This is a genomic window from Mycobacterium sp. ZZG (assembly GCF_054786995.1).
The window spans coordinates 146365-160348 of the sequence record NZ_JBTBFV010000003.1 but is presented as its reverse complement, the minus strand read 5'-3'; the positions used below and the strand labels follow the sequence as shown (position 1 = coordinate 160348).

Sequence of the window (13984 nt, the reverse complement as noted above, 5' to 3'; positions counted from 1 at the left end):
CGCAATGTCGGCCGGGCGGTGGTGTCTCCGTAGCCCGGGCGCCGGGCGCTCGCTACAGCCGCCGGGTCAGCGCATCGGCCGCGGCGACCAGATCGGCCGCCCAGCGCGCCCCGGGCCGGCGGCCCATCCGGTCGATGGGCCCGGAGACCGAGACGGCGGCGATGACCGCGCCCCGGCCGTCGCGCACCGGAGCCGAGACGCTGGCCACACCGGGCTCGCGTTCGGCGGCGCTCTGGGCCCAGCCCCGCTTGCGCACCTCGGCCAGGGTCCGGTCGGTGAACATGGCCGACGGCAGCACCGCCTGCTGGGTGGCCGCATCTGCGAAGGCGAGCAGCACCTTGGCTCCCGAACCCGCCGTCATGGGCAGTCGGGTGCCGACGGGAACGGTGTCACGTAGACCGGCGGGCGGCTCCAGGGCCGCGATACAGATGCGGGCGGTACCCTCCCGCCGGTAGAGCTGCACACTCTCCCCGGTCAATTCGCGCAGCCGGGGCAGCACCACAGCACCGGCGGTCAGCAGCGGATCGTTGACATGCCCGGCGAGTTCGGTCAGTGCCGGACCGAGACGCCACTGTCCGTCGCCGTCGCGTGCGAGGAGCCGGTGGGTTTCCAATCCGACGGCGAGCCGGTGCGCAGTCGCCCGCGGTAGGTCGGTGCGCTCGCAGAGATCGGCGAGACCGCAGGGGGACTCGGCTACCGCGTGAAGCACGGTGACCGCTTTGTCCAGCACGCCGATACCGCTATTCTGTCTCACAAGGAGATACTAGCTTCCCAGATTGTGAGACAGTCAAGATGGTCATCGCGAACCAGCCCCGCACGCTCGCCGAGAAGGTGTGGAGCGATCACGTCGTCGTTCCGGGCACCGGTGAGGGTGCCGCGCGTCAGCCGGACCTCATCTACATCGATCTGCATATCCTCCACGAGGTCACCAGCCCCCAGGCCTTCGACGGCTTGCGGCTGGCCGGACGCCCGGTGCGCCGGCCCGATCTAACGATCGCCACCGAGGACCACAACGTGCCGACCGTCGACATCGACAAGCCGATCGCCGACCCGGTCTCACGCACCCAGGTCGAGACTCTCCGGCGGAACTGTGCGGATTTCGGCATCAGACTCCACCCGATGGGAGATGTCGAGCAGGGCATCGTGCACATCATCGGGCCGCAGTTGGGTCTGACCCAGCCGGGCATGACCGTGGTCTGTGGTGACAGCCACACCTCGACGCACGGTGCGTTCGGCGCTCTGGCGATGGGGATCGGAACCTCTGAGGTCGAACATGTGCTTGCCACCCAGACGCTTCCGCTGCGGCCGTTCAAGACCCAGGCGGTCAATGTCGACGGCGAACTCCCGCCCGGAGTCAGCGCCAAGGACATCATCCTCGCCGTCATCGCAAAGATCGGCACCGGCGGCGGTCAGGGTCACGTGATCGAATACCGGGGCAGCGCCATCGAATCGCTGTCCATGGAAGGCCGGATGACGGTCTGCAACATGAGCATCGAGGCGGGCGCCAGGGCGGGCATGATCGCCCCCGACGAGAAGACGTTCGAATTCCTGCGTGGCCGTCCGCATGCTCCTGCGGGGGCTCAGTGGGACGCCGCGGTCGAGGCGTGGAGTCAGCTGCGCACCGACGAGGGCGCCCAGTTCGACACCGAGATCTACATCGACGCCTCGACGCTGAGCCCCTTCGTGACGTGGGGCACCAATCCCGGCCAGGGTGTCGCACTGAGCGGATCGGTCCCCGACCCCGAGATGATCTTCGACGAGGGGGAGCGCCTGGCCGCCGAAAAGGCGTTGGCTTACATGGACCTTCGTCCGGGTACTCCGCTGCGTGAAATCCCGGTCGACACGGTGTTCGTCGGATCGTGCACGAACGGCCGGATCGAGGATCTGCGCGTGGTCGCCGACGTGCTGCGCGGCCGGAAGGTGGCCGACGACGTCCGGATGCTGGTCGTTCCCGGTTCGATGCGGGTGCGCGCCCAGGCCGAAGCCGAGGGCCTGGGTGAGATCTTCACTGCCGCAGGGGCCGAATGGCGCCAGGCGGGATGCTCGATGTGCCTCGGGATGAACCCGGATCAACTCGCCCCGGGGGAGCGATGCGCATCGACCTCGAACCGGAATTTCGAGGGGCGGCAGGGCAAGGGCGGACGAACGCATCTCGTCTCGCCCGCGGTGGCCGCCGCGACCGCGGTGCGCGGCACGCTGTCTTCCCCCGCCGACCTGGCCGCCGATTCGGCCCACTGAGACCTCAGGAGACTGTCATGGAAGCTTTCCGCACCCACACCGGGATCGGCGTTCCGCTGCGCCGCTCGAACGTCGACACCGACCAGATCATCCCCGCGGTCTATTTGAAGCGGGTGACCCGAACGGGATTCGAGGACGGTCTTTTCGCGGCCTGGCGCACCGACCCGTCCTTCGTCTTGAATTCACCGCCGTTCGACAAGGGCTCGGTTCTGGTCGCCGGACCGGATTTCGGCACCGGGTCGTCACGCGAACATGCGGTCTGGGCGCTGATGGACTTCGGATTCCGGGTAGTCATCTCATCCCGATTCGCCGATATTTTCCGGGGCAACGCCGGCAAGGCCGGTCTACTGGCGGCGGAAGTGGCGCAGGATGACGTCGAATTGTTGTGGAAGCTCATAGAGCAGCATCCCGGGACGGAAATCACTGTCAATCTTCAAGATCGGACCATCACCGCCGCAACCATGATGGTGCCGTTCAACATTGACGATTACACCGCTTGGCGGCTGCTCGAGGGACTCGACGATATAGGCCTTACGCTGCGCAAACTCGACGAAATCGAGAATTTTGAGCGACGCAGGCCGGAGTGGAAACCCTCCACACTTCCGGCGTGATCGGGCGGCCGAAAGGCCGAAATCCCGCGCCTGAAACCCTCTTTTCGCGGGCTCCGATAGGACGGTAAGGGAGCCAAGCGGATTGAAAAAAGTTCGCTGTGCACGCCTGAAATTGCGCGTGGCTCTTGGAAATCAGCAGGCAATGGGTTTACCGTGTCCACTAGTCGGCCCAGAGAGGGCCACTGGTTTCGGAGGTTTTGCATGAACAAAGCAGAGCTCATCGACGTACTCACGGAGAAGTTGGGCTCGGATCGTCGGCAAGCGACTGCGGCGGTGGAGAACGTTGTCGACACCATCGTGCGCGCCGTGCACAAGGGTGAGAGCGTCACCATCACCGGCTTCGGTGTTTTCGAGCAGCGGCGTCGCGCCGCCCGCGTGGCGCGCAATCCGCGTACCGGCGAGACCGTAAAGGTGAAGCCCACCTCAGTTCCGGCGTTCCGTCCCGGCGCTCAGTTCAAGGCTGTTGTCTCTGGCGCACAGAAGCTTCCGGCCGAAGGGCCGGCGGTCAAGCGCGGCGTGACCGCGACGAGCACCGCGCGCAAGGCAGCCAAGAAGGCTCCGGCCAAGAAGGCCGCTGCCAAGAAGGCGGCTCCGGCCAAGAAGGCTCCGGCCAAGAAGGCCGCGACCAAGGCTCCCGCCAAGAAGGCCACCGCCGCGAAGAAGGCGGCTCCGGCCAAGAAGGCCACCGCCGCGAAGAAGGCGGCTCCGGCCAAGAAGGCCACCGCCGCGAAGAAGGCGGCTCCGGCCAAGAAGGCTCCGGCCAAGAAGGCCGCGACCAAGGCTCCGGCCAAGAAGGCCACCGCCGCGAAGAAGGCGCCCGCCAAGAAGGCTCCGGCCAAGCGCGGACGCAAGTAACACGTTCTCACGGATACGCCGCGGATCTGATGATCCGCGGCGTATTTCGTGTCGCCGTTACGACGAAGTTGTATTCAATTGCGGCATCACTTTTTCGGGGGTAGTGGGCTGCCGATGTGGTCGGCGGCGATGAGCCGGCCCTCATGCAGGGACATCACCCACGTGCTGCCCTTGCGGTTGCGGGACTTGTCCGGCCGTACCCCGTCGCGCTCGCACCACCAGGCGATGAGGTCGGGAATCACCTTCCCCTGGCTGCAGATCACCGGTGTGACCGACTTCTCGGCGATTTCGAGAACGCGGTGCCGGGCGGCCTTGCGGTCCTCCGCGTACGCCTCTTCGGTGAGCATCGGCTCGACGTGGATCACCGTGCCGAGTTCTTCGGCCAACGGCTCGAGCGTCTGCCGGCAGCGCACCCGGTCGGCGGCGAACAGTTCTTCGGCTCCGAACGCCAGCAACTGTGTGACCAGTGCCTCGGCCTGGGCGCGGCCATGCTTGTCCAATGGGCGCTTTCGGTCGTCGCCGCGGTAGCGTTTCTTGTCACCGGCGGTGCCGTGCCGAACGATGAGCACCGTCTGGGTGTCGGCGGGATGTTTGAGGAAGTGGCGGAGAACCTTGCGGTCGTGCGGGTAGCTCAGCGTGGACATCGCGTCCTCGGCGGAGAGCCACCGCAGTTCGTCGACTTCGGCGTTCGGGGCGAATTCGCCGCCCAGGCAGCGCGCGGCCCAGTACCGCACCTTCTTCGTGGCGTTGTCGACCGGATAGGTGACGGTGGGCAGCCGCCGCCCGAGGCGGGCGCGGTAACCCGTCTCCTCCTCGATCTCACGCACCGCGGTGACCGGCTCGGTTTCGTCCGGGTCGACCTTGCCTTTAGGCAGTGACCAGTCGTCGTAGCGGGGTCGGTGCACCACCGCGATCTCCGGTGTGTCCGTGCACTCCTGGGGACGCCACAGTACTGCGCCGGCTGCCAGGATCGGTGACTTCTTCACCACGACGGCATCCCGCTTGTGCTCCTTCGGCACCTCAACTCCTGCGTGTCATTCGCGAATGGGAAGAGCGGTCACGGGTGCCGATGTCGCTCCATCAGCGATCGCTGATGGTCCCGCACGGTGTGCCCTTCCTGTGGCGACGCGGTCCAATTCCCGTCGGGACCGAGTTCCCAGCACCGCGTACTCGGGTCGACCGCAGATTCAAAGATGTCGTTCAGTTGTGCGGTCAAACGTGGATCTTTGACCTGCGCCATGACTTCCACCCGCCGGTCGAGATTACGGTGCATCATGTCGGCGCTCCCGATCCAGTATTCGTCGATGGCGCGGAAATGAATGATCCGTGAATGTTCGAGGAACCGGCCGAGGATCGACCGCACCGTGATGTTCTCCGAGAAGCCGGGTACACCCGGGCGCAGCGCGCAGATTCCGCGGACCACGACCTCGACGCGCACCCCGGCCTGCGACGCGCGGTACAGCGCGTCGATGACCTGCTCGTCGACCAAAGCATTTGCCTTCAAGCGAATCCGGCCGTCGGCTCCGTCCCGGGTGGCAGCGATCTCCCGTTCGATGCGCTCGATGATGCCCTTGCGCACACCGTACGGCGCCACCAGCAGGTTGCGGTAGGACTCCTTGCGTGAGTAACCCGTCAGTGAATTGAACAGGTCGGTCAGGTCGGCGCCGATGTCGGGTGCGGCCGTCAGCAGGCCGATGTCCTCGTAGAGGCGCGCCGTCTTCGGGTTGTAATTGCCGGTGCCGACATGGCAGTAGCGGCGGATGGTCGATCCCTCCCGGCGCACCACCAGGCACGTCTTGCAGTGTGTCTTCAATCCGATGAGCCCATAGACCACATGCACACCGGCTTGTTCGAGTGCGCGCGCCCACTTGATGTTGGCCTGTTCGTCGAACCGGGCCTTGATCTCAACCAATGCCACCACCTGCTTGCCGGCCTCGGCGGCGTCGATCAGCGCGTTGACGATCGGCGAATCACCTGAGGTGCGGTAGAGGGTCTGTTTGATGGCAAGCACATTGGGGTCTGCGGCAGCTTGTTCGATGAAGCGCTGCACGGTGGTCGAGAACGAGTCGTAGGGGTGATGCACCAGGACGTCGCCGTCACGCAGCGCGGCGAAGATGCTCTTGGGGGTCTCGCGCTCGCCGAACGCCGACGGCGTGGCCGGCACGAACGGCGGATCCTTGAGCGCCGGCCGGTCCACCTTGTAGATCTGCCACAGCGACGAGAGATCCAGAAGCCCGGGCACCTCGACCACGTCCCCGGGCGCGACATCGAGTTCACGCAGCAGCAGTTCCAGCATGCTCTCGGTCATGTCGTCGGAGACCTCAAGGCGCACCGGAGATCCGAAGCGCCGCCGGGCCAACTCGCGTTCGAGCGCCTGCAACAGGTCTTCGTCGCGGTCTTCCTCCACCTCGAAATCGGCATTTCGGGTGATGCGGAACGCATGGTGCTCCACCACTTCCAGGCCCGGAAACAACACCGGAAGGAACGCCGCGATCAATTCCTCCATCGGCAGGAACCGCACCGTGCCGGGGGTGTCTTCCCTGCCGGCGAGTTCGACGAAGCGGTCCACGTTGTCGGGCACTTTGATTCGCGCGAAATGCTGGCCGCCGTCGTCGGGGTGCTTGACGGTGATGGCGAGGTTCAGGCTCAACCCGCTCACGAACGGGAACGGGTGGGCAGGATCGACCGCCAGCGGAGTGAGCACCGGGAAGACCTGCTCGTGGAAATAGGTGGAGAGCCTGCCCCGCTCGGCCTCGTCGAGTTCGGCCCAGGTGACGATGACGATGCCCTCTTCGGCCAGTGCCGGCCGTACCGAGTCGAGGAACACTCGCGCGTGCCGGCTGGCGATCTGCTGGGTCCGTTCGCTGATGCGGCGCAGCTGTTCACGCGGCGAGAGCCCATCGGCAGAACGCACCGACAGTCCCATCTCGTCGCGGCGCTTCAGCCCAGCCACCCGCACCATGTAGAACTCGTCGAGATTGGACGCGAAGATCGCCAGGAACTTGGCGCGTTCCAACAGCGGCAACGACGGGTCGGCCGCGAGCGCGAGCACACGGGCGTTGAAGTCCAGCCAACTCAATTCCCGGTTCAGGTAGCGGTCATCAGGCAGTGGGTTCTCGACGGTGGGTGACGTCGCCGCGGGTGGCGCCACGGGTGCCGAATCCGTGGGTGCGGCGACCGGCGGCGGGGCGACCGTCTCGGACGTCTCGGAGAGCCCGGAGGGCTCCGCCTGGTCGGGCCTGGTCTGGGCTTCGGTCATATCTGTCGATGATTCCCTATACCCGGGTGCTCCTGCCACCGAGATGGGTCACGGATTCACGACGCGTCCGATCGCCTGCGCGGTGGCCGGGCCGACGCCGTGGTCACGGGCGGCGAGCAGGTCCTCAGGGGTGTCGATGTCCGAGCGCAGCCCCGGCCAGGGCCCGGCCAGCTCGACCGCACCGGAACGGCGATGACGCCGCGCGGAGTCGGGTCCGAACCGCGGTTTAAGCGCGACTCCGAACGCGAACAGAGCCGAGGTTCCGGTGCCGTGCCGGTCGGCGACGAAACTGCGCGGATGCGCCCGCGCCGCGGCGATCGCCTCGGCCAGTTCGATGGTCTGCAGACAGGGCAGATCACCCTGTAAAGCAACGATATTCGCGCTCTGCCGGCGGGCCACTGCCTCGGCCGCGTTCAACGCGTTGTTCAGTGGGTCCCGATGGCCCTCCGGTGTCGGGTCGGTGAGCACGCGGGCGCCGGTCCTGCGGGCGGCCTCGGCGGCATCGCGGTCGGGGGTCACGACCAGCACCGAGCGCAGGGCTGGGACGGCCATGGCAGCGGTGATGGTGTCGACGAGCATCGCCAGCACGACGTCCTCGCGGGCCGCGGCCGAAAACACCGGAGCCAGCCGTGTCTTGGCAGCAGTGAGCCGCTTGACCGCGATCACCAGGCCGATGTCGGCGCGGTTGATGTTCATGCCGCTCACGAGCGCCATCCTGCCAGTCGGTTATTCCCGGTTAGTCTGAAGCCGTGGTGGAAGCAGCGGTAATGGGGGCCGGGGCCTGGGGAACAGCCCTGGCCAAGGTGTTGGCCGATGCCGGCAACAACGTCACGTTGTGGGCCCGCCGGGCGGAGTTGGCCGACGAGATCAACCGGACCCACCGTAACGCCGGCTACCTGGATGTCGCGCTGCCCCCATCGATTCGCGCCACCAGTGATCCGGCCGAAGCGCTCGGTGCACCGTGCACGGTGTTTCTGGCGGTTCCGTCACAGACCCTGCGGGCCAATCTCGAACTGTGGAAGGGGTACCTCGGCGCCGACACCACGTTGGTGAATCTGGCCAAAGGCATCGAACTGGACACGCTGATGCGGATGAGTCAGGTCATCATCTCGGTGACCGGCGCCGACCCGGGAAGGGTCGCCGTCGTCAGCGGGCCGAATCTGGCCCGCGAGATCGCCGAGGAGCAGCCGGCGGCCACGGTCGTCGCCTGCAGCGACTCCGGCCGGGCGGTCGCACTGCAGCGGGCGCTGGCCACCGGGTACTTCCGGCCGTACACCAACTCCGATGTCATCGGCGCCGAGATCGGCGGCGCATGCAAGAACGTCATCGCGCTGGCCTGCGGAATGGCCGCCGGTGTGGGGCTCGGCGAGAACACCGCAGCGGCCATCATCACGCGTGGGCTGGCCGAGATCATGCGTCTGGGAATTGCGTTGGGAGCCAAGCCCGCCACCCTGGCCGGCCTCGCGGGGATCGGAGATCTGGTGGCCACCTGCACCTCACCGCAGTCCCGGAACCGCTCGTTCGGGGAACATCTGGGCAAGGGTGGCACCATCGAGGCCGCCCGGGAGGCGACCGGAGGCCACGTGGCCGAGGGGGTGACGTCGTGCCAGTCAGTGCTGGCGTTGGCCTCCAGCTACGACGTCGAGATGCCGCTCACCGAGGCGGTGCACCGGGTGTGCCACCGGGGATTGTCGGTCGACGATGCGGTCTCGCTGCTCCTCGGTCGCACCCCCAAGCCGGAGTGAGCGCCGATGACCGGCACCTACGGAGACTCCACACGCAGCGTCAAATCCGTTGTCGCCCAGGGTATTCCGGGCGAGCCAGTGGCACAGCCGCTGGTGCCGGTGGCGGCCTATCACCTCGGCGCGGACGAGGACGAAGCCCTTGACAGCTATGGCCGCAAGTCCAACCCGACGTGGCGGCAACTGGAGTCCGCGCTGGCCCAGCTCGAAGGGGCTGCGCGCGCACTGACTTTCGGTTCGGGAATGGCCGCGCTGACCGCGGTGCTGCGGATCCTGGCCGAGCCGGGCCACACGCTGGTGGTGCCGGCGGACGGGTATTACCAGGTGCGTGCCTACGCCAAGGAGTACCTCGCGCCGCGCGGCGTCACCGTCGTCGAAGCGCGGTGCGACCAGATGTGCGACGCAGCCCGTGACGCGGACGTGGTGCTGGCCGAGACCCCGTCGAACCCCGGACTCGACGTGGTGGAACTGCACCGGCTGGCCATGACGTGCCGGTCGCAGCGGACGGTGCTCGTCGTCGACAACACCACCGCCACTCCGCTCGGACAGCAACCGTTGTCGCTCGGCGCCGACCTGGTGGTCGCCAGCGCCACCAAGGCGCTGGCCGGCCATCACGATGTCCTCGCCGGCTACGTGGCGGGAAGCCACCCCGAACTGATGGAACGCATCGAGCGCGAACGACTTCTCGCCGGGCCCATCCTCGGTGCCTTCGAAGCCTGGCTGGTGCTACGCAGCCTGGGCAGTGCCGGATTGCGGTTCGAGAGACAGTGCCAGAACGCCGCGGCGTTGGCGCTGATGCTGCGTTCCCACCCGGCGGTGCGATCTGTGCGCTATCCCGGCCTACCCGAGGATCCGTCACACGCGATCGCGTCCGCTCAGATGCGGCGGTTCGGCGGCATCGTGGCGGTGGAGTTGGCCGACGCCGACGCGGTGCACGATCTCGTGCGGCGAAGCGCGTTGCTGGTGGCGTCCACGAGCTTCGGCGGAATCCACACCTCGGTCGACCGACGGGCCCGCTGGGGGGACCCCGTCTCCGGCGGGTTCGCCCGGATCTCGCTGGGGATCGAGGACACCGACGACATCGTCGACGACGTCCGGCAGGCACTCGGGGCGGCGTGACACGGGCGGGCCGGTAGCCTCTCTAGGTTGTGACTGCCCGCATCCGAGTCGCCGTCGTCTACGGCGGACGTAGCTCCGAACACGCGATCTCGTGTGTATCCGCAGGCAGCATCCTGCGCAACCTCGACCCGCAGCGGTTCGAGGTGGTCGCCGTCGGCATCACGCCCGAAGGATCGTGGGTGCTCACCGACGGCCGGCCCGAGGCGCTGGCGATCACCGACGGCACCCTGCCGGGCGTCAGCCCCTCGTCTGGCATCGAGCTTGCCCTGGCCGCCGACCCCGGTCGGCGCGGCCAGCTGGTGTCCCTCGGCGACCACGCCGGTGAGCTGCTGGCCTCCGTCGACGTCGTGTTCCCGGTGCTGCACGGCCCCTACGGCGAGGACGGCACGATTCAGGGACTGCTGGAACTCGCCGGGGTGCCGTACGTCGGCGCCGGGGTGTTCGCCAGTGCGGCCGGCATGGACAAGGAGTTCACCAAGAAGCTGCTCACCGCCGCGGGACTGCCGGTCGGCGACCATGTGGTGCTGCGCCGCGGTGCCGCCACCGTGTCGCTCGATGACCGGGAGCGGCTCGGTTTACCGGTGTTCGTCAAACCCTCCCGCGGAGGGTCGTCGATCGGTGTCAGCCGCGTCGTGTCCTGGGACGACCTGGACGCCTCGGTCGAGCTGGCCCGACGTCACGACCCGAAGGTCATCGTCGAGGCCGCCATCCCGGGACGCGAACTCGAATGCGGTGTGCTCGAATTCCCGGACGGGCGGCTCGCGGCCAGCACGGTGGGTGAGATCCGGGTGGCCGGCGTGCGCGGCAGGGAAGACGGCTTCTACGACTTCGAGACCAAGTACCTCGACGACGCCGCCGAACTCGACGTGCCCGCCAAAGTCGACGACGACGTCGCCGACGTGGTGCGGCAACTGTCGATCCGCGCCTTCCAGGCGATCGACTGCCAGGGTCTGGCCCGGGTGGACTTCTTCCTCACCGATAACGGGCCCGTCATCAACGAGATCAACACGATGCCCGGATTCACCACGATCTCGATGTATCCGCGGATGTGGGCGGCCAGCGGCGTCGATTACCCGACCCTGCTGGCGACCATGGTCGACACGGCGCTCGCCCGCGGCACCGGTCTGCGGTAGCGGCTAGCGCGGCGGCGCGCCAACGGGCCCAGGATCCGGCGGGCGGGGCGCAAGAGTGTCGGTGATCGCTTGCGAGAGCACCTGGATCGGTGTCGGGCCGGAATCCGCCGGCAACGTCAGCGCCACGTACACGGGCCGGTCCACGACGAACCAGGTGCTGCGCGAATCTCCCGCCCCCGCTTCGCCCAACCGGTCATTTCCCGCCCCCGCTTCGCCCACCCGGTCATTTCCCGCCCCCGCTTCGCCCACCCGGAACCACTGCACCCCGTCCACCACCTGCACGGGAGTCCCGGATACGAACTCGGCGGGCCGCTCCAGTCCGCACCGCAGGATCAGCGCTTCACCACCGTGCTCCCGCTGCCACGCGGCCGTGCCGGGGGGCGCGGGTTCCACGACCTCGGCGCGCCGGTAGTCGCCGAGCGCGTCGGGCAACGCAGCGACCAACCCCGCGCATTGCGGGCTCTCGGCCTGGGGGGCGGGCAGCGCCGCGATCGCCACCGGCTGAGGCGCCGGCACGCGTTGCCTGACCGCGATCGTGCCGATCACGGCGACCACACTGCCGACGGCGATGATCAGCGCGGCGAGCAGCGCCCACCGCGGCGGACCGTCTGTGGTCGGGCTGTTCACACGTCAAACTCTAGGGGTGCGCCCCGCCGGCGATAGGACAGGTCAGGGTGCGGGTGATCCCGGCAACCTGCTGCACACCAGGCACGATCGTCGTCTTCAGCTCGTCGAGAGACCCCGCGGTCACCCGCACCACCACGTCATAGGGGCCGGTCACGTACTCCGACGACGACACACCGGTCAGCCCCGCGAGCTGTTTGGCGATGACTTCGGCGCGGCCGACCTCGGTCTGGATGAGAACGAAAGCCTCGACCACTGGCGAAATCCCTTCATTGGCTGCATAGACTCCACGCCGCAGGGACCAAACGTACCGCAGGTGCGTCGAGCGTTCAGGACGGCGGGAGGATCGGGCGATGGCGGACGAGGGCGCCGACGACACGCTGTCGCAGTCGGGCGAATTCGCCGTGATCGACAGACTGGTCGCCGGCCGTCGCCAGCCCCCGTTCGTCGCGCTCGGCCCCGGTGACGACGCGGCCGTCGTCGTCGCGTCGGACGGCCGGACCGTCGTATGCACCGACATGCTCATCGAGAACCGGCATTTCCGGCTGGACTGGTCCACCCCGCACGACGTCGGGCGAAAAGCCATCGCGCAGAACGCCGCTGACATCGAAGCCACGGGCGGGCGGACCACCGCGTTCGTCATCGGATTCGGGGCGCCCGGGCACACCCGCACCGCGAGCGCGGTGGAACTGGCCGACGGGATGTGGCACGAGGCCGAGTCGATCGGCGCGAGCATCGTCGGCGGAGACACCGTCTCGGCACCGCAGTGGGTGGTGTCGGTCGCCGCGCTGGGCGACCTCGACGGTCGGGAGCCGGTGCGTCGCGACGGTGCCCGACCCGGGGACATCGTGGCCATAACCGGTGAACTCGGTCGCTCCCATGCGGGATACGCATTGTGGCACAAGGGAATCGAAGGGCATGCGGCGCTGCGTCGCCGCCATCTCGTTCCCGAGCCGCCCTACGGGCAGGGCCGGATCGCGTCCCGGGCGGGCGCGACCTCGATGACCGACGTCTCCGACGGACTGCTTGCCGACCTCGGGCACATCGCGTTCGCGTCGAACGTGCACATCGATCTCTCCAGCGAAGGTCTGCGTCCCGACATCGAGGCAGTCGCCGAGGCGGCGGCCGAGGCCGGCGCCGATGCGCTGCAGTGGGTGCTCGGCGGGGGAGAGGACCACGCACTGGTGGCCACGTTCCGCGCCGAACCGCCGCCGGGTTGGCGCGTCATCGGCAGCGTGGCGGTTCCGCCCGCTGCCGCCGGTGTCACCGTCGACGGCGCACCGTGGCAGGGAGACCCGGGCTGGCAGTCGTTCTGAGGCCCGCTAAGTTGGCCTCTCGTGACAGCACGTCCTCTGCGGGAACTGATCGACGACGGGTGGGCCGCGGCGCTGGCGCCGGTCGAATCCCAGGTGGCACAGATGGGGGAGTTCCTGCGCGCCGAACTCGCCGCCGGACACCGGTACCTGCCGTCCGGGGAGAACGTACTGCGTGCGTTCACGTTTCCGCTGGACAAGGTCCGGGTGCTGATCGTCGGTCAGGATCCGTACCCGACACCCGGCCACGCCGTCGGCCTGAGTTTCTCGGTCGCGCCCGACGTGAAGCCGCTGCCGCGCAGTCTCGACAACATCTTCAAGGAGTACCGGGCGGATCTCGGCCACCCGGCGCCTGTCTGCGGGGATCTGACGCCCTGGTGCGAACAGGGCGTGATGCTGCTCAACAGGGTGCTGACGGTGCGGCCGGGCACCCCCGCCTCACATCGGGGTAAGGGCTGGGAGGCGGTCACCGAATGCGCGATCCGCGCGCTGGTTGCCCGCGAGCAGCCTCTGGTGGCCGTGCTGTGGGGCAGGGACGCCTCGACACTGCGCCCCATGCTGGGCGACACCGCAGTCATCGAATCCCCGCATCCGTCGCCGCTCTCGGCGTCGCGCGGATTCTTCGGGTCAAAACCGTTCAGCCGCGCCAACAACCTGCTCACCCAGATGGGTGCCGAGTCGATCGACTGGCGTTTGCCCTAGCGGGCGGCGCGCGGGGTCAGGGCACCGGGCTTGGGGTCACTTCCGGTATCTCCGGCGACGGGATGTCAATGTTCGGAGATGGAATCTCGATGGTGTTCTCACCGTCGGTGGTCGTCTCGGGCGACGTCGGCTCAGTGGTAGTTGCCTCGGTGGTGGTCGTCTCGCTGGTCGCCGTCTCGGTGGTCGTCACCTCAGCGGGCGACGTTCCCCCGTCGGGGCTTTCGTCGTTGCCATTGCCGCAGCCCACCAGTAGCCATCCGGCGGCGGCCAGACCGGATACCGTGAGAACTGCTGATCGTGATAACTCTGCGTGGCTCATCGTCGAGACCAATTCCTTTCCGGCCGGGCCCGATGCCCTGCCTCAAGAATCGGCCTTACCCTCCGACTC

Annotated in this window: 15 protein-coding genes; 8 read left to right on the top strand and 7 right to left on the bottom strand. The window is 67.8% G+C overall.

The window, feature by feature from the left end:
• Positions 1–52: 52 nt before the first annotated feature.
• Positions 53–754, bottom strand: coding sequence for an IclR family transcriptional regulator (locus tag ACXMYJ_RS03460; protein WP_260751398.1), 702 nt, complete (start codon positions 752–754; stop codon positions 53–55).
• A gap of 38 nt (positions 755–792) precedes the next feature.
• Here ACXMYJ_RS03460 and leuC point away from each other — a divergent pair, with 38 nt between their 5' ends.
• From leuC to ACXMYJ_RS03445, 3 genes are all read left to right on the top strand, one after another.
• Positions 793–2238, top strand: a complete 1446-nt coding sequence (gene leuC / locus ACXMYJ_RS03455) for a 3-isopropylmalate dehydratase large subunit (protein WP_460354000.1) — start codon at positions 793–795, stop codon at positions 2236–2238.
• Between the two features lie 17 nt (positions 2239–2255).
• A complete protein-coding gene (leuD, locus tag ACXMYJ_RS03450) occupies positions 2256–2849 on the top strand; it encodes a 3-isopropylmalate dehydratase small subunit (RefSeq protein WP_443186681.1) in 594 nt (197 codons plus the stop codon).
• A gap of 201 nt (positions 2850–3050) precedes the next feature.
• Positions 3051–3704, top strand: coding sequence for an HU family DNA-binding protein (locus tag ACXMYJ_RS03445; protein ID WP_443186682.1), 654 nt, complete (start codon positions 3051–3053; stop codon positions 3702–3704).
• A gap of 86 nt (positions 3705–3790) precedes the next feature.
• Here ACXMYJ_RS03445 and mutT1 read toward each other — a convergent pair whose 3' ends face one another.
• The 3 genes from mutT1 to cofC are packed head-to-tail and all read right to left on the bottom strand — an operon-like array spanning position 3791 to position 7659.
• Positions 3791–4723: an 8-oxo-(d)GTP phosphatase MutT1 gene (gene mutT1, locus ACXMYJ_RS03440; RefSeq protein WP_460353996.1), complete on the bottom strand. Its 933-nt coding sequence runs from the start codon at positions 4721–4723 to the stop codon at positions 3791–3793.
• Positions 4724–4761: 38 nt separating this feature from the next.
• On the bottom strand, positions 4762–6963 hold the full coding sequence (locus tag ACXMYJ_RS03435) for an RNA degradosome polyphosphate kinase (protein ID WP_260751402.1): 2202 nt from the start codon (positions 6961–6963) through the stop codon (positions 4762–4764).
• A 48-nt stretch (positions 6964–7011) separates the two neighbouring features.
• Positions 7012–7659 carry a 2-phospho-L-lactate guanylyltransferase gene (gene cofC, locus ACXMYJ_RS03430; protein WP_443186771.1) on the bottom strand — a complete coding sequence of 216 codons (648 nt, stop codon included), beginning with the start codon at positions 7657–7659 and terminating at the stop codon, positions 7012–7014.
• A gap of 71 nt (positions 7660–7730) precedes the next feature.
• Between cofC and ACXMYJ_RS03425 the strand changes: the two genes are divergently transcribed.
• Genes ACXMYJ_RS03425 through ACXMYJ_RS03415 form a run of 3 tightly spaced genes read left to right on the top strand, consistent with a single transcriptional unit; the run spans position 7731 to position 10957 of the window.
• Positions 7731–8708 (top strand): NAD(P)H-dependent glycerol-3-phosphate dehydrogenase, encoded by a 978-nt coding sequence (locus ACXMYJ_RS03425; RefSeq protein WP_260751404.1) that lies wholly within the window; start codon positions 7731–7733, stop codon positions 8706–8708.
• A gap of 6 nt (positions 8709–8714) precedes the next feature.
• A complete protein-coding gene (locus ACXMYJ_RS03420) occupies positions 8715–9824 on the top strand; it encodes a cystathionine gamma-lyase (RefSeq protein ID WP_260751405.1) in 1110 nt (369 codons plus the stop codon).
• 29 nt (positions 9825–9853) lie between these two features.
• Positions 9854–10957, top strand: coding sequence for a D-alanine--D-alanine ligase family protein (locus tag ACXMYJ_RS03415; protein ID WP_260751406.1), 1104 nt, complete (start codon positions 9854–9856; stop codon positions 10955–10957).
• Between the two features lie 3 nt (positions 10958–10960).
• Here ACXMYJ_RS03415 and ACXMYJ_RS03410 read toward each other — a convergent pair whose 3' ends face one another.
• Both ACXMYJ_RS03410 and ACXMYJ_RS03405 read right to left on the bottom strand, forming a co-directional pair.
• Positions 10961–11584, bottom strand: a complete 624-nt coding sequence (locus tag ACXMYJ_RS03410) for a DUF3515 domain-containing protein (protein WP_260751408.1) — start codon at positions 11582–11584, stop codon at positions 10961–10963.
• A 10-nt stretch (positions 11585–11594) separates the two neighbouring features.
• A complete protein-coding gene (locus ACXMYJ_RS03405) occupies positions 11595–11837 on the bottom strand; it encodes an Lrp/AsnC ligand binding domain-containing protein (RefSeq protein WP_443186683.1) in 243 nt (80 codons plus the stop codon).
• Positions 11838–11934: 97 nt separating this feature from the next.
• Between ACXMYJ_RS03405 and ACXMYJ_RS03400 the strand changes: the two genes are divergently transcribed.
• Complete coding sequence (locus ACXMYJ_RS03400; RefSeq protein ID WP_460353991.1) at positions 11935–12897, top strand: thiamine-phosphate kinase; 963 nt, start codon at positions 11935–11937, stop codon at positions 12895–12897.
• A gap of 21 nt (positions 12898–12918) precedes the next feature.
• On the top strand, positions 12919–13596 hold the full coding sequence (locus ACXMYJ_RS03395) for a uracil-DNA glycosylase (protein ID WP_443186685.1): 678 nt from the start codon (positions 12919–12921) through the stop codon (positions 13594–13596).
• A gap of 16 nt (positions 13597–13612) precedes the next feature.
• Here the strand turns inward: ACXMYJ_RS03395 and ACXMYJ_RS03390 are convergent, their stop codons facing one another.
• The gene (locus tag ACXMYJ_RS03390; protein ID WP_460353989.1) at positions 13613–13915 is read right to left on the bottom strand and encodes a hypothetical protein; all 303 of its coding nucleotides are present in this window, start codon (positions 13913–13915) and stop codon (positions 13613–13615) included.
• Positions 13916–13984: the final 69 nt, after the last annotated feature.